The organism is Microbispora sp. CSR-4 (assembly GCF_008033685.1).
In the GTDB taxonomy this organism is placed as follows: domain Bacteria; phylum Actinomycetota; class Actinomycetes; order Streptosporangiales; family Streptosporangiaceae; genus Microbispora.
In genome coordinates this window covers 1-14535 of the sequence record NZ_VJVX01000027.1, presented here as the reverse complement: position 1 = coordinate 14535, position 14535 = coordinate 1, and the positions used below count along the sequence as shown (strand labels likewise).

Annotated in this window: 13 protein-coding genes; 3 read left to right on the top strand and 10 right to left on the bottom strand. The window is 71.8% G+C overall.

Translation table 11 applies throughout. From position 1 onward, the window contains the following. Positions 1 to 8: 8 nt before the first annotated feature. Positions 9 to 683: a response regulator transcription factor gene (locus tag FLV34_RS20465; protein WP_142650870.1), complete on the bottom strand. Its 675-nt coding sequence runs from the start codon at positions 681 to 683 to the stop codon at positions 9 to 11. Continuing rightward, positions 680 to 1915 (bottom strand): sensor histidine kinase, encoded by a 1236-nt coding sequence (locus FLV34_RS20460; protein WP_147943813.1) that lies wholly within the window; start codon positions 1913 to 1915, stop codon positions 680 to 682. The genes FLV34_RS20465 and FLV34_RS20460 overlap by 4 nt, the downstream gene beginning before the upstream one ends. 131 nt (positions 1916 to 2046) lie before the next feature. Here FLV34_RS20460 and FLV34_RS20455 point away from each other — a divergent pair, with 131 nt between their 5' ends. Together FLV34_RS20455 and FLV34_RS20450 are read left to right on the top strand one after the other, a co-directional pair. Continuing rightward, entirely contained in the window at positions 2047 to 2931 is an 885-nt protein-coding gene (locus FLV34_RS20455) for an ABC transporter ATP-binding protein (protein ID WP_142650872.1), read from the top strand. Continuing rightward, complete coding sequence (locus tag FLV34_RS20450) at positions 2928 to 3710, top strand: ABC transporter permease (RefSeq protein WP_142650873.1); 783 nt, start codon at positions 2928 to 2930, stop codon at positions 3708 to 3710. Before FLV34_RS20455 ends, FLV34_RS20450 begins: the two co-directional genes overlap by 4 nt. 3 nt (positions 3711 to 3713) lie before the next feature. Here the strand turns inward: FLV34_RS20450 and FLV34_RS41685 are convergent, their stop codons facing one another. Next, the gene (locus FLV34_RS41685) at positions 3714 to 4700 is read right to left on the bottom strand and encodes a hypothetical protein (protein ID WP_222709567.1); all 987 of its coding nucleotides are present in this window, start codon (positions 4698 to 4700) and stop codon (positions 3714 to 3716) included. A gap of 235 nt (positions 4701 to 4935) precedes the next feature. On the opposite strand from FLV34_RS41685, the gene FLV34_RS20440 reads away from it, so the two are divergent. After that, entirely contained in the window at positions 4936 to 5652 is a 717-nt protein-coding gene (locus FLV34_RS20440; protein ID WP_147943812.1) for a maleylpyruvate isomerase family mycothiol-dependent enzyme, read from the top strand. Positions 5653 to 6198: 546 nt separating this feature from the next. On the opposite strand, the gene FLV34_RS20435 is transcribed toward FLV34_RS20440, so the two are convergent. The 7 genes from FLV34_RS20435 to FLV34_RS20405 form a co-directional block, all read right to left on the bottom strand. After that, positions 6199 to 6984 (bottom strand): CPBP family intramembrane glutamic endopeptidase, encoded by a 786-nt coding sequence (locus FLV34_RS20435; protein WP_147943811.1) that lies wholly within the window; start codon positions 6982 to 6984, stop codon positions 6199 to 6201. 39 nt (positions 6985 to 7023) lie between these two features. Continuing rightward, positions 7024 to 8079, bottom strand: a complete 1056-nt coding sequence (locus FLV34_RS20430; RefSeq protein WP_142650876.1) for a polysaccharide deacetylase family protein — start codon at positions 8077 to 8079, stop codon at positions 7024 to 7026. A gap of 97 nt (positions 8080 to 8176) precedes the next feature. After that, positions 8177 to 9283 carry a mannose-6-phosphate isomerase, class I gene (manA, locus tag FLV34_RS20425; protein ID WP_142650877.1) on the bottom strand — a complete coding sequence of 369 codons (1107 nt, stop codon included), beginning with the start codon at positions 9281 to 9283 and terminating at the stop codon, positions 8177 to 8179. Positions 9284 to 9318: 35 nt separating this feature from the next. Beyond that, entirely contained in the window at positions 9319 to 11715 is a 2397-nt protein-coding gene (locus FLV34_RS20420) for a glycoside hydrolase family 2 TIM barrel-domain containing protein (RefSeq protein ID WP_147943810.1), read from the bottom strand. Beyond that, on the bottom strand, positions 11712 to 12644 hold the full coding sequence (locus FLV34_RS20415) for an ABC transporter ATP-binding protein (RefSeq protein WP_142650879.1): 933 nt from the start codon (positions 12642 to 12644) through the stop codon (positions 11712 to 11714). The genes FLV34_RS20420 and FLV34_RS20415 overlap by 4 nt, the downstream gene beginning before the upstream one ends. Continuing rightward, entirely contained in the window at positions 12645 to 13589 is a 945-nt protein-coding gene (locus FLV34_RS20410) for an ABC transporter ATP-binding protein (RefSeq protein WP_147943809.1), read from the bottom strand. Position 13590: 1 nt separating this feature from the next. Continuing rightward, the gene (locus FLV34_RS20405; RefSeq protein ID WP_147943808.1) at positions 13591 to 14433 is read right to left on the bottom strand and encodes an ABC transporter permease; all 843 of its coding nucleotides are present in this window, start codon (positions 14431 to 14433) and stop codon (positions 13591 to 13593) included. Between the last annotated feature and the right edge of the window lie 102 nt (positions 14434 to 14535).

The following is a 14535-nucleotide window of genomic DNA, read 5'->3' as shown; positions in this document are numbered from 1 at the left end:
CCACCCTGTCACGGGCGCGTCCGCGACGTGGAGACGAGCCCCCCTTCGTAGGCCGCGATGACGAGCTGGGCCCGGTCGCGCGCGCCGAGCTTCGCGAGCAGGTGACCGATGTGGGTCTTCACCGTGGCCGTGCTCACATGCAGGCTGGCGGCGATCTCCAGGTTCGACAGCCCGCGCGCGACGAGCGTGAGCACCTCGCGTTCCCGGGCGGTGAGGCCGTCGAGCGAGGGGCCAGGCCGAGGCCGATCGGCGGTAGTCCGGGCGAATTCGGCGATCAGCCGCCGCGTCACGCTCGGCGCGAGCAGCCCCTCGCCCGCGGCGATGACGCGGATCGCCGCCAGCAGGTCGGCGGGCGGCGTGTTCTTCAGCAGGAACCCGCTCGCCCCGGCCCGCAGCCCCGCGTAGACGTACTCGTCGAGGTCGAACGTGGTGAGGATCAGCACCCTGGCCCCGGAGGGCTCGGCGCAGATGCGCCGGGTCGCCTCGATCCCGTCCATGCCGGGCATCCGCACGTCCATCAGCACGACGTCGGGACGCTCGGCGCGGGCCAGCTCGACGGCCCGCGCCCCGGTGCCCGCCTCGCCGACCGCGACCAGCCCCGGCGTGCTGTCGACCAGCAGGCGCAGGCTGCCGCGCAGCAGCTCCTGGTCGTCGGCGAGCAGCACCCGGATCGGCTCGGTCACGTCCCCTCCCCCTCCCGCGGCAGCCGGGCGCGCACGCGGAACCCGCCGCCCGGCATCGGACCGGCCGTGAAGTCCCCGCCGTACGCCGCGACGCGCTCGCGCATGCCGATCAGACCGTGTCCGACCCCCTCATGCCCGGGGGCGCCTGGGGGCAGGACCCGGCGGCCCGGGCCGTCGTCGGTCACCTCGATCCGCACCTGGTCTCCCTCGTCGTGCACCAGCACCCGGCAGGCCGCCGGGGCCGCGTGCCTGACCACGTTGGTGACGGCCTCCTGGACGATCCGGTGCACCGCCAGCTCCAGGGCCGGGGACAGCAGGTCCGTCACCCGCACATCCAGGTCGACGCGTACGCCCGCGGCCGCGGCACGCTCGGCGATGTCCGGCAGCGCCGCGAGGCCCGGCGCCGGGGTCAGCGCATCGGGTGCGGTGCTCGGGGTCGTGCCGAGGGTCGTGCCGGCTGTGGCGCTGGGTGTGGTGCTGGGTGTGGCGCTGGGTGTCGTGCGCAGCACGCCGAGCATGTGCCGCATCTCGGTCAGCGCCTGCCTGCTCGTGGCCTCGATGACGCGCAGCGCCTCCAGCGCCTCCTCCGGCCGCCGGTCCGCGACGTGCACGGCGACCCCGGCCTTGACCCCGATCAGGCTGAGCGTGTGGGAGACCACGTCGTGCATCTCTCTGGCGATGCGCAGCCGTTCCTCGGTGACCGCGCGCTCGGCCGCCTCGTCGGCCCGGCGCGCGGCGTACGCCCGGCGTTCCCGCACCGCCCGGCCGATCGTCCACGCGCCGCCCAGCGCGAGCGAGCCGAGCACGATGGTCTCCACGATCCGCCTGATCTCCGGCTCGGCCGACACGCCGCCGACCGCCGCCAGCAGCAGCGCCCCGACGGTCAGCGCGCCGATCGCCGCCGTCGGCTCCCACCGGCGCCGCCGGGTGCCGAGCGCGACCGGATAGAGCGCGTACGCCGCGGCGGCCAGAGGTTCGCGCACGACACCGAGCGTCATGGCCGCCACCGACGCGACCATGACGAGGCAGAAGACCGGCAGCGGCCACCGCCGCCTGACCGCGAGCGGCAGCGTCATCGCGGCGACCAGGGCCAGGGCCGCCGGGTGCCGTACGTCCGGCGACTGGACGACCAGCACGAACGCGTACCCCAGCGCGGCCAGCACGTCGAGCGCGATCAGCTCGCGGGGGCGCAGCGGCCGGGGGAACAGCGGCCGCACGTCCGGATCGTCCACGCGCCCACGCTAGCCACACACGCGCATGCGCGCCTCCTGCCCCGGTCTGTCATCCCACGGTCTGAGGCGCGTCCCGCGGATCGCACCGCGCTCCGACGCGGAGAGCGGCCCGCCCGCGAGACCGTCGGGACATGATCGAAGTCAGAGAGCTGACCAAGCGTTTCGGACGCACGGTCGCCGTGGACGGGCTGACGTTCCACGTGAAACCAGGCCGCGTGACCGGGTTCCTCGGGCCCAACGGCGCGGGCAAGTCCACGACCATGCGGATCGTCCTCGGCCTGGACCGCCCGTCGAGCGGCGAGGCGCTGGTGAACGGCCGCCGCTACGACCGCATGCGCCACCCGATGCGGGAGGTGGGCGCGCTCCTGGACGCCGGCGCCGTCCAGGGCGGCCGTACGCCCCTCGCCCACCTGAGCTGGATGGCCCGCGCCAACCGCATCGGCCGCGACCGGGTCGTGTCCGTGATCGAGCAGGTGGGCCTGGCCGGGGTGGCCCGCAAGCGCGTCGCCGGCTTCTCGCTCGGCATGCGCCAGCGCCTCGGGATCGCCGCCGCGCTCCTCGGCGACCCGGCGGTGCTGCTGCTCGACGAGCCGGTCAACGGCCTCGACCCGGACGGCGTGCGCTGGATCCGCGAACTGCTCCGCGGCCTCGCCGCCGAAGGCCGCACGGTGCTGCTGTCGAGTCACCTGATGAGCGAGATGGAGCTCACCGCCGACCATCTCGTCATCATCGGCCGCGGGCGGCTCATCGCGGACACCCCGATGCGGGAGCTGACCGGCGTACGGGACGTCCTCGTCCGCAGCAGCCGGGCCGACGACCTCGCCGCCGCGCTGACGGGCGCGGGCGGGACGGTCGCCGCCGAGGACGGCGGGGGCCTGTCGGTGCGCGGCCTCGATCCGAAGGAGATCGGCGACCTCGCCGCCCGGCACGCGATCCCCCTCCACGAGGTGACCCCGCGCGGCGCCTCGCTGGAGGAGACCTACATGCGGCTCACGGGTGGAGGTGCGGACCGATGATCGACGCCATCGCCGCAGAATGGCTCAAGCTCCGCACCCTGCGGTCCACCTCCGTCGTCCTCGGTGTGATCGGCGTCGTCGTCGCCCTCATGGCCCTGCTGGCGTGGTACGCCGTCCGCCTGTGGGAGGGCCTGCCGCCCGGTCAGCGCGACCGCCTGGAGGTGTCGTCGCTGCCCGAGCTCGCGAACTGGCTCGCCTCGCTGTGCCTGGCCGTGCTGGGCGTCCTCGCCTGCTCCGGCGAGTACGCCACCGGAATGATCCGCACCACGTTCACCGTGCTGCCGTCGCGCGGGCGGGTGCTCGCCGCCAAGGCGGGCGTCGTCGCGGTCGTCGCGTTCTGCACGGGGCTCGCGGCCGTGCTCGCGACGTGGGCCGCCGGGCGGCTCATCATCGGCGACCGGCACATCCGGGGGCAGTCGGCCGAGGCGCTGAGCCAGCGGATGCCGCTCTTCCTCGCGCTGAGCCTGTCCATCGCGATGTTCGCGCTGCTCGGCCTGTGCCTGGCCGTGATCACCCGGTCGGCCGTCGCCGCCGTCGCCGCGCTCGTGGCGGTCTGGTACGTGCTTCCGATCATCGTCAACAACGTCCCGGCGCCCTGGAACGAGCGCATCGGCTCGATCCTCCCCGGCGCCCTGGCGGGCCAGCTGGCCGGCACCGGCAACCCCCAATCACTCGGCGGCGCGCTCCTGTCGCCGCTCGCCGCGCTCGCGGTGATGGTCGCCTGGGTCGCGGTGCCGTACGCGCTGGCCGCCGTCCTGCTGGCCCGCAGGGACGCCTGACGCTCAGCTCGCGGCCAGCGGCGCGCAGACCCCCGTGGTCGTAGTCGGCGCGGTGGTCGTGGTGGCCGGCTTCGCGGTCGTGCCCGCCTTCGCGTCCGGCGCGAGGGACACCGTGGCCGTGAGCGACAGGCTCAGGGGCAGGTTGAGGAGACCGGGCGCGCAGGCGGGCGCGCACGTCGTGGGCGTGACAGCGGGCTTCACTGCCGGCTGCACTGCGGGCTTCACTGCGGGCTTCACGGCGGGCTTCACGACCGGCTGCGCTGCGGGCTTCACGGCGGGCTTCACGACCGGCTTGGCGGCGGGCTGCGCTGCGGGCTTCACAGCGGGCTTCGCGGCCGGCTTGGCGGCCGGCTTGGCGACGGTCTGCACGACCGGGGGCGCGGCCTGCGGGACGACGGTCGGAGGCGTCGTCGTTGTCGTCGTTGTCGTCGTCGTCATGGGCGTCGGTGTGGGTGTGGACGTGGGCCTGATGATCGGCCGGGGCGCCGGGTCGTGCTTGGTCTCCTCCTTCCCGTCCACGGCGATGTCCACGTCGGCCCCGTGCGTTTCCGGGGAGACCGCCGTCTTGGAATCCCCCTCCCCGCCGTCGACGTTGATCTCGACCGCCCTGGGCGCGTTCTCCAGCGCGTCGAACTGGCTCTGGCCGGTGTACTGCACGTCGGAGAGGCTGTCGTTCTGCCAGTTGTACGGCAGGGCGGTCGCGCCCGTCGTGTCCTTCTGGAACGGGATGAGGACCAGCGTGAGGTCACGCATCAGGAACTGGTGCTGGCGCTGCTGCTCCCGCAGCCGCTGATTCTGCCGGTGCTTGTTCTTCTGGTGGTTGCCCTTGCCCCGGGAGTGCGGATGGCCCAACCGGACGAGGCTGTGCTGCGCGGACATCGAGGCGGCCTCCGCCGGAGCGGCGACGAGAGGAGCACTCGCGATCACGGCGCCACCGGCGAGAACGGCGCCGATCGTGAGGACCCCGGCGACGCTCGTGCTTTTTGCCATTTCGTTTTCCCCCTAGAACAATCGGAGCACGACCAGTGTGCTTACCGATCTCGGGGTTTCCGCGCAGATCACCGGACAAACGAGCCAAGACCTGGTCTTTCCCTTCCCCTGCGCATTGTTGAGGCCCCCGCAGGTTTAAATGTCCGCCTTATGTGAGAAATGTCCTGACACCGCCTGATGCGCGCGCCGTACCGGCGCGAAGTGAGGGCGAGGCGGGTCAGGGTACGGCTCAGGCATGACCTCTGCACGGGACGAACTGGCGGGGCTCGACCCCTTCGACATCTTCGACACCGAAGCGGCGCGGCTCGACCGCTTCTTCTCGTCCCTCGACGAGGACGGCTGGAACCGCCCCTCCCGGTGCGACGGCTGGACCGTGCGCGACGTGCTCGCCCACCTGGCCGGTGAGGAGCTGTACAACCACGCGTGTCTGGACGCCGACATCGACGGCTTCTACGAGCTGCTCGACCACGAGGGCGTCGGCGGCGGATTCGACGGCTTCAACGAGTGGTGCGTGCGCAAGCGGCGCGGCCTGCCGGTGGAGCAGGTGCTCGACGAGTGGCGGGCCAAGAACGGGGAGACGCGGCGGCGGATGCGCGCCCTCGGCCGCGACGGCACGCTGCACACGTCGGCCGGTCCCTACCCCGCCGGTCTCCAGACCTTCCACTACGCCTCGGAGTACGCCACGCACGCCGAAGACGTCGGGGCTCCGGTTTCGCCCCAGGAGGCCGCGGAACGCCTTGACTGGCGGGTCCGGGTGGGCATGTTCGCGCTGGAGGAGCAGGGGGCGCCGATCAAGGTCGAACGCGCCTGTGGCCGCGTGGAGGTGCAGCTCGACGACGACCTGACCGCCGATCTACCCCCCGGCGAGTTCGTCGACGCGACGGTCGGCCGGCTGCCCGCCGGGCATCCCCTGGACGCCCGCATCCGGAGCGCGCTGCGCTGCCTCGCCTGAGCCCCCGAACGTGAAGACGCCGGGCGCCCCTGCGGGCACCCGGCGTTGCTCGACACTCATAACGGATCGGACCGTGCCCTCGGCACCGGGGGTAATAAGCCGCCCGTGGCCCGCCTCGGCGGGACCACCTCCCGCGCCCCGGTGTGCCCGGGAGCGGGCCGTACGGGCGGGGCCGCGCGCGCCGGCGCGGCGGTCGTGACGACGGGCGCGGCGTGACGCGGGCCCGCGGCTCCACCCCGCACCGGGCACCGGTACGGCAGGCCGGCCGGACGTTCACGGCCCCGCGGCCGGGTGGGACCGCCAGGCCGGCGGGCGACGGCGGCGCGGCGGCGCATCGGATGGCGCGCCGGATGATCGCGCGCCGAATATGGAATGCGTATCGATAAACGCCTCATGCGAATTCCCCGAATGAAAATGCGGCCAGGACAGGCCGGTTTTGCCCGGGGGGATCCAGACGTGCGGCGGCCCGTCAACGATGCAACGGGAACGGGCCCAAATCAATCAGGCGCGCCGGAGAGAACGCATTCCGCCCGATTAGCCGGGAGATCAGGGCAGCCAGGAAACACGGCCGCGCAGCACGCCGTAACCGACGAAGGCGACCACGTCGATCAGCGTGTGCGCGATGATCAGCGGCATGGTCCGCCCCCAGCGCTGGTAGAGCCGGCCGAAGACCACGCCCATCGCGATGTTGCCGAGGAAGCCGCCGAAGCCCTGGTAGAGGTGATAGGAGCCGCGCAGGACGGCCGACACCCCCACCGCGCGCCACGGCGACCAGCCGCGCTGCCGCAACCGGTGCAGCAGATAACCGGCGACCAGCACCTCCTCCAGCACGCCGTTCTGGGCGGCCTCGGCGACCAGCACCGGGATCCGCCACCAGTAGTCCGGCAGGCTGTCGGGCACGACGTTCAGGTTGACCCCCGACCGGAAGGCGAACAGGTAGAACAGCAGCCCGCTGCCGCCGATCACCGCCGCGAGCGCGGCGCCGCGCAGCGTGTCGCGGCCCGGCTCGCGCCAGTCGGCCCCGATCGTGCGCACGGACTCGCCCGACCGGGCCAGCAGGTAGGCGACGAGCCCCACCGGCGCCACGTTCACCGCGATCGACGCGACGTGCAGCGACAGGTCCAGCCACGGGCGGCCCGGGGCCAGCGAGCCGACGAGCACCGCGTGCTGGTCGCCCAGGTCCTTCGGCGCGGTCAGTGCGCCGATGAGGCGGATGAGCGACAGCAGGCCGCTGGCGCCCAGCGATACCGCGAAGACCGCGACGATCTCCGGGCCGATCAGCCGTGGCGTGAGCCCCCGCAGGGCGGTCTCGTCGGCGATGGCGTCGTCCATGCTGGCAGGGTAGCCGCCCCCGCATGGTCATCCGTCCGGTCAGTAGGGCAGCGCGCGCGACGTGAACGTCGGCTTGACGAAGGCCGCCTTGAACTTCGGGAAGGCGACCGTGTTGGGGTTGCCGTCCGAGGTGTAGCGCTCGGTGGGGTTCGCCTTGAGCCAGTCGAGCCACGCCATCGAGCAGAACTTCTTGCAGTCGCCGACCTTCTCCTTCGACCTGATCCTCGGGATGCCGAGGGGGTCGAAGTCCTTGGTGAACGGCGACGGCGACGGCGTGTAACCCGCGAGGAAAACGCCCTTGTAGTCGTAGCGGGTGCCGCCCGCCGCCCCCTGCAGCGCCCACTTCTTCTCGTGCGGCTGGTTGCCGTAAGGCAGGGCGAGCGTGACCACCGGAGCCTTGACCAGCGAGGTGATCAGCGCCTGGCCGGACGCGACCTGCTTCTCCACGTCGGCCTTCGGCTTGCCGAGCAGGTTGAGGTGGTCGCGGGTGTGGTTGCCGATGTCGAAGTTGTGGTCCTTGAGCCACTGCAGGACCTGCATCTGCTCTTCCTGACGGGCCTTGCCGAACAGGTCCTTGATCACGTACATGGTCGCCACCGGCCGGAAGCCCGGGTGCTTCTTCGCGACGTCCATCAGGATGCCGATCGCGCAGTCCGGCGTCGGATTGCCCATGCCGTCGAGCGTGAGCTGCGAGGGCGAGGAGTCGTCGAAGGTCAGCACCACCGGGTGCTTGCCCGCCGGGATGTCGATCTTCCCGGTGACGTACTCGGCCGCCGTGACCGGCACGTAGTCCTCCGCCGCGAGCCGCTCCAGCTCGTCGCGGAAGTCCTTCGGGCTGCGGTCGTCGCCCGGTGGCGGGTTCTTGACGATCCGGTGATACATGATCACCGGGACCTGTCCCAGCTCGTTGGCCTTAACCTGAGCGGCGGCGGCCGCCTCTGACTTGCGCTGCGCCGCCCCGGCCGCCGCGTCCTTCTGCTGGTGGCCGGCCGGGCTCGCCTGTGTGACCTGCTTGCCCCCGCCGCCGGCGCAGGCGGAGAGCGCGACCACCCCCAACGACGCCGCGGCGATACCGGCAACCCTGAAGCGCCCCATGGATCCCCCTCATCGGGCCGCGCTTGACGATGAGGGGCTCCTACCCGCGGCGCGCGTTCACATCACGCCGCGTAGGACAAACATCACGCTAAGTGAGTCACAGGTGAGGTTCGGCGCAGAAGGCGACGCCGTCCCCGCCGATCTCGACGGGGCCCTCCGACGCGGCGGTGAACACCGACTCGCCCGGCCGCAGCTTGACCTCCGCGTCGGCCGTGCCCACGCTCACGACGCCTTCCGTGCACACCACGATCCTCGGCAGGCCCCCCGGGAGCGCCGCGGTCGCGCCGGGCGCGATCCTGCGGAGCAGGAACTCCGGCACCGGCGCCACGTACGCGCCCTCGACCGGCTCCACCCGCAGGGGCTGCGCCGCGGCGTCGGTGATCCGCAGCAGTTCCTCCACATCGATGCGCTTGCCGGTCAGGCCCGCCCGCAGCACATTGTCGGAGCAGGCCATGATCTCCACGCCGAAGCCGTCGAGGTAGCAGTGCAGCACCCCGGCCCCGAGGAACAGCGCCTCGCCGGGGGCCAGCGTGTGACGATGCATCAGCAGCGGCGCCAGCACGGCCGGATCCTCCGGGTAGCGCCGGGCCAGCCGCACCACCAGCGCGTAGTCGGGCGTGTGGACGGCGGAGGCCGCCCACACCACCGACTCGACCAGCTCCCGCCTGGAGCCGGGCCACTCCAGCAGCACCCGCAGCGCGCCGAGCACGTCGCCGTCGCGCAGCGCCGCGACCACCGGCCGCAGCGCGTCCACGTGCAGCCGCTCGACCAGCATCGCCGACTGCTCGGGCGGCCGGAACCCGGCCAGCCCGGTGAACGGCGTGAGCGCACAGACCAGCTCCGGCTTGTGCCAGGGGTCGGTGTAGTTCGCGTCCCCCCGGGCGTGGCCGTCGGCGGCCTGCCCTTCGTCCGGGTGGACCTGCAGCGACAGCGGCGCGTCCACCGCGATCAGCTTCATCAGGTAGGGCAGCCGCGCACCGAACCGGCCGGCGACCGCCGCACCGAGGGTCCCCGCCGGGTCGGCCGCGACCGCGTCGGCGAGGGTGGTCTCGGACCCGTCCCTGGTCAGCCGGGAGGGCGCGGCCGGGTGCGCGCCCAGCCACATCTCGGCCTCCGGCCCGGAGGCGGGCCGCCCGGTCAGCTCGGCGATGGCCGTACGGGAGCCCCAGGGGTAGTCCTTGATGACATTGGTGAGCAGGTCCACATGCGTCCTTCGGGCGTCAAGGAGGGGTTCCGAGACTAACGGGGTTCGTTGACGCAGCGGAGCACCGGGTGACGGACGAGCGCGCCGGGGTCCACCTCTCCGCCGGTGACGTGGAAGACCGCGGTCTCCCCGGGCAGCAGCGTGACGAGCTGGTCGTCCACGGTCGCGCGGGGGTCGAGCCGGTCGGGGAAGAGCGCCAGCTCGCGCACGATCGTCCGCGCGGTCACCCGCACCCGCAGCCCGCCCTCGATCTCCTCGACTTCCGTGTCCATCTCCGCCGCCGGGTAGTCCATGGCCGGGTCCTCACCCGGGAACCGCAGGGCGCGTACGTCGCCGAGGGTGGCCACCAGCACCTCGCCCGCCGGGTCGCCGTGCCGCGCGATCCCCTCGGGCAGCTCCACGGACGCCGTGCCGCGCGCCGGGACCGACACGTCGAACCGCTCCTTGGCCAGGATCTCCCCCGCCAGCGTGAGCCGGTCGACGGCGAGCTCGCCCGACCACGGCTCGTCGGTGTCGTTGACGACCGCCAGCGCGTCGCCCTGGAAGGTCAGCAACCGGTCGGCGTACACACGGCGCAGCGCGTACCACAGCGGCTTGCGTCGTCCACCGCCGTCGACCGCGGCCCAGGAGGTGACCGGCCAGCAGTCGTTGAGCTGCCACACGATCGTGCCCATGCAGTGGGGCGCGAGCGCCCGGAACCGCTCGATGCCGAACGTCATCGCCCTGGCCTGGTTGAGCTGGGTGTAGTAGTGCCAGTCGTCGAACCCGTCCGGCCGGGGCAGGTGCTCGCCGAGGCCGCGCAGCAGCTTGAGGTTGCCGTCGATGGCCTTCTGGTGGTGGGTCACGCCCGGGGAGTCCGGCGTCAGCGGGTCGTCGGACACCGCCGCGCGCAGCGTCGCGTACGTCGGCGGGCCCTGGAAGCCGAACTCGGCCACGAACCTCGGCGTGTAGGCCGCATAGTGCGTGTAGTCCTGGTTGTTCCAGACCGTCCAGATGTGCACCGTGCCCTTGGACGGGTCGTTCGGCGGCAGGTCGGGGGCACCGGAGTAGGGGCTGCCCGGCCAGTAGGGCCGGCTCGGGTCGAGCTCGGCGACGACCCGGGGCAGCAGGTCGTAGTAGAAGCCGCCGCCCCAGCTGCGGCCCTCCAGCTTCTCCTGCCAGCCCCAGTCGGCGTGGCCCTCGATGTTCTCGTTGTTGCCGCACCACAGCACGAGGCTGGGGTGACGGGTCAGGCGGGCCACGTGCTCGCGGGCCTCGGCCTCGACCTCCGCCGCGAAGCGGCCCTCCTCGGGGTAGGCGGCGCAGGCGAACGGGAAGTCCTGCCAGACGAGCAGGCCCATCTCGTCGGCGAGGTCGTAGAAGTCCTCGCTCTCGTACATGCCGCCGCCCCACACCCGCAGGCAGTTGGCGCCCGCGGCGGCCGCCTGGGCGAACCGCTCGGCCAGGCGCTCCCGGGTGATCCGGCTGGGGAAGCAGTCGTCGGGGATCCAGTTGAAGCCCTTGACGAAGACCGGCCTGCCGTTGATCACGAAGGTGAACGCGTCGTCGGTGCGGTCCAGCTCGACCGACCGGAATCCGATCCGGCCCGTCCACTCCTGGTCCTCCAGGCGGATGGTCAGGTCGTACAGCGGCTGCTCGCCGTATCCGCGCGGCCACCACAGGTCGGGGTCCGGCACGGTCAGCGTGACGACCGCGCGGCGCCGCCCGGCGCCGATCGTGACGGTCTCGGTCACGCCTCCTACCGACGCGCTGAGCGTGAGCGGCCGCTCGGCGGCGCGCTCGACCGCCACGTGCACCTCGACGGTGCCGTCCGCGGCGGCGAAGGGGCGCACCTCGGCGATCCGGGCGGTGCTCCAGGTCTCGATGCCGATGGGCCGCCAGATCCCGGCGGTGACCACCGTCGGCCCCCAGTCCCAGCCGAAGTTGCAGGCCATCTTCCTGATGAACTGGTACGGCTCGTCGTACGCGCCGGGGCGGTCGCCGAGGGCCGCCTTCTGCGCCGCCGCGTATCCGTACGGCGGGTCGAACAGGATCTTCAGCGTGTTCTCGCCCGCCTTCAGCAGGTGCCGTACGGGGAAGCGGTACGACCGGTGCATGTTGGCCGTCGTGCCGATCTCGACGCCGTTGAGCACGAGCGTGGCGGCCGTGTCGAGCCCCTCGCACACCAGGTCGGCCCGGTCGTCGTCGGTGCCGTCCTCCGCCGATCCCCAGGTGAAGGTGGTCTCGTACGCCCAGGCCGTGCGCCCGATCCAGGTCAGCCGGTTCTCGTTGTCGTCCAGGTACGGATCCTCGATCAGCTCGGCCGCGAGGAGATCGGTGTGGACGCAACCGGGAACGGACGCGGGCAGGCCCGCGACCACCGGCCGGAGCTTCCCGGTCGACGACACGGCGGTGACGGTCCACCCGTCGTGCAGGGGACGGTACGAGCTCACGCTTTCTCCTTAATCTTCTTCTCCTCGATCCCCGGCCCCGTGCAGCCGGAGCAGGCCACGAAGTGGTCGCCTTCCAGCTCGGCCAGCCCGGGACGGGTCCGGCGCTCCTGCGGCGCCTCGTGGTAGGCACACGGCAGGTCCTCGGGCACGACGTCCGTCCACTTGGCGTGCAGCCGGGGGACCGCGGCCAACAGCGAGCGCGTGTAAGGGTGCGCCGGGCTGCCGAAGACCAGGTCCGTCCGGCCCATCTCCACGATCTTTCCGTGCCGCAGCACCACGGTCCTGTCGCTGACGTAATTGCCGAGCGACAGGTCGTGCGTGACGAACAGGATGCCGAGGCCGCGCGCCCGCAGGTCGGCCAGCAGGTTGAGCACGTCGATGCGGGTCGACGCGTCGAGCATGCTGATGATCTCGTCGGCGACCAGCAGGCGGATGTCGAGCAGCACGGCCCTGGCGATCAGCATGCGCTGGAGCTGGCCGCCGCTGAGCTGGTGGGGATACTTGCCGAGCACGTTGCCGGGGTCGAGCCGCACGCTCTCCAGCGCGCCCTCCACGCGCTCGCGCCACTCGTCCGCGCCGACCCGGGGGAAGTACTGCTCCTTGATCATCGAGAACACGCGGTCGGCCCGGAAGACGGGGTTGTAGCAGCTGAAGGGGTCCTGGAAGACGCCCTGCACCTGCCGGTAGTACTCCTTGCGGTCCTTGATCGAGGTGATGTCCGTGCCGTCCAGGGTGATCGTGCCGGCGCTGACGGAGGCCAGGCGCAGGATCATCCGCCCGAGCGTGCTCTTGCCGCTGCCGCTCTCCCCGATGAGCGAGACCACCTCTCCCTCGCCGACCTCGAAGCCGACGTCGGAGACGGCCTTCAGCTCGCGCCCGCCGAACGCGCCGACGCGATAGGTCTTGCACACACCGTCCAGCTTGAGCATCTATTCGGCCTTCCAGCAGGCGACGAAGTGGCCGGGGGCCACCTCGGCGAACGGCGGCTGCTCGGCGCACTGGCCGAACGCGAGCGGGCAGCGGTCCCGGAACCGGCATCCCCCGGGCGGCTTGAGCAGGGACGGCGGGTTGCCGGGGATCCCCGCCAGCCGGCGGTCCTCGTGGCGCACCCCCACCTCGGGCAGCGCGGAGACGAGCTGCTGGGTGTACGGATGCTTCGGCGCGGTGACGAGCACGTCGGCCGGGGCCTTCTCGGCCAGCCGCCCGGCGTACATCACCATGATCGTGTCGGCGATCTGGTAGACGAGCGAGATGTCGTGGGTGACCACCATCATGCTCGTGACCAGGCCGCGGTCGCGGAACCCGAGCAGCGTCGTGGCCACGGCCTTCTGGCTCGACACGTCGAGCGCGGAGGTGACCTCGTCGGCGATCAGCAGCGAGGGGTTCAGCAGCGTCGAGATGACCATGACGACCCGCTGCTTCATGCCGCCGGACAGCTCGATCGGATAGCGGTCGAGCACGTCCTTCGACAGCCCCACCAGTTCGAGCCGCCGCTTCAGCTCGGCCTTCTCCAGCCGCTCGCCGCGCGCCTCCAGCAGCTCGCCGACCATCCTGCCGATCTTCCTGATCGGGTTGAGCGCGCTCATCGAATACTGCGGGATGAGCGACACCTCCCGGAAGCGGAACTCGTCCATCGCGTCGTCGTCCGGCAGCGGCATCACCCTGCCGTCCAGCTCCACCGTGCCGCCGACGTGCCGCATGCGGCCGTCCAGCCGGATCAGGCTCTTGGCGAGCGTGGACTTGCCCGAGCCGGACTCCCCGGCCAGGCCCATGATCTCGCCGTCGGCGACGGAGAAGGTGACACCGTCGAGCGCCTTCACCTCGCCGCGCAGCGTCCGGTAGTAGACCCGGAGGTCGGTGACTTTCAGCGCCACGTCACATCTCCCTCAGCTTCGGGTTGAACACCTCGTCCAGCCCGACGTTCATGACGTAGAGCGCACCGACGATCGCCGTGATGCCGGCCCCCGGAGGGATGAACCACCACCACAGGCCGAGCTGGAGCGCGCTCCACCGTGCGGCGTTGTTGAGCATCAGGCCGAGCGAGACCCCCTCGGTGGGCCCGAGGCCGATGAAGTCGAGCGACGCGGCGATCAGGATCGCGCTGCCGAACAGCAGGATGAACGTCAGGAACAGGTACGAGCTCATGTTCGGTGCGATCTCCCGGAGGATGATCTTCGGGGTGCGCACACCGCTCAGCCGGGCGAGGTCGACGAAGTCGCGCGAGCGCAGCGAGAACGTCTGCGCCCTGATCGCCCGCGCCGCCCACGGCCACGAGGTCAGCCCGATGAACAACGCCTGCACGCCGATGCTGCGCACGCCCAGGTAGGCGTTGATGATCAGCAGCACCACCAGTGCGGGCAGCACGAGCACGATGTTGGTGAGCATGTTGAGCAGCTCGTCGACCCACCCGCCGCGGTAGCCCGCGACGAACCCCACGACCATGCCGACGATCGCCGCCAGCACACCGCCGAGCACGCCCACGAGGAACGTCGAGCGCAGGCCGTACACGAACTGGGCGAAGACGTCCTGGCCGAACGTCGTGGTGCCGAACCAGAACTCCCCGGACGGCGGCGTCATCGGCGGCCCGACGTACTCGTTCGGCCCGTGATCGAACAGCAGCGGCCCCGCCAGGCCGGCCACGAGGAACACGAGGATGATGATCGTGCCGACGACCAGCTTGCGGTTGCGCAGCGCGAAGTGCAGCGCCTCGTTTCTCACGCCGCCCTACCTTCTTGAGTGCGAGCGCGCTCCGGTTGGTGTAGAAGATCGGGGTGTGCGAACGAGGCAGGGATGGCTCTCACGCTGGCTGCCCTCGATGGC

What these genes read in the sequence shown, in the direction of transcription:
- FLV34_RS20455 (WP_142650872.1), top strand. Translation starts at nt 2,047, where the DNA reads ATGATCGAAGTCAGAGAGCTGACCAAGCGTTTCGGACGCACGGTCGCC.
- FLV34_RS20450 (WP_142650873.1), top strand. Translation starts at nt 2,928, where the DNA reads ATGATCGACGCCATCGCCGCAGAATGGCTCAAGCTCCGCACCCTGCGG.
- FLV34_RS41685 (WP_222709567.1), bottom strand. Translation starts at nt 4,700, where the DNA reads ATGGCAAAAAGCACGAGCGTCGCCGGGGTCCTCACGATCGGCGCCGTT.
- FLV34_RS20440 (WP_147943812.1), top strand. Translation starts at nt 4,936, where the DNA reads ATGACCTCTGCACGGGACGAACTGGCGGGGCTCGACCCCTTCGACATC.
- FLV34_RS20435 (WP_147943811.1), bottom strand. Translation starts at nt 6,984, where the DNA reads ATGGACGACGCCATCGCCGACGAGACCGCCCTGCGGGGGCTCACGCCA.
- FLV34_RS20430 (WP_142650876.1), bottom strand. Translation starts at nt 8,079, where the DNA reads ATGGGGCGCTTCAGGGTTGCCGGTATCGCCGCGGCGTCGTTGGGGGTG.
- FLV34_RS20415 (WP_142650879.1), bottom strand. Translation starts at nt 12,644, where the DNA reads ATGCTCAAGCTGGACGGTGTGTGCAAGACCTATCGCGTCGGCGCGTTC.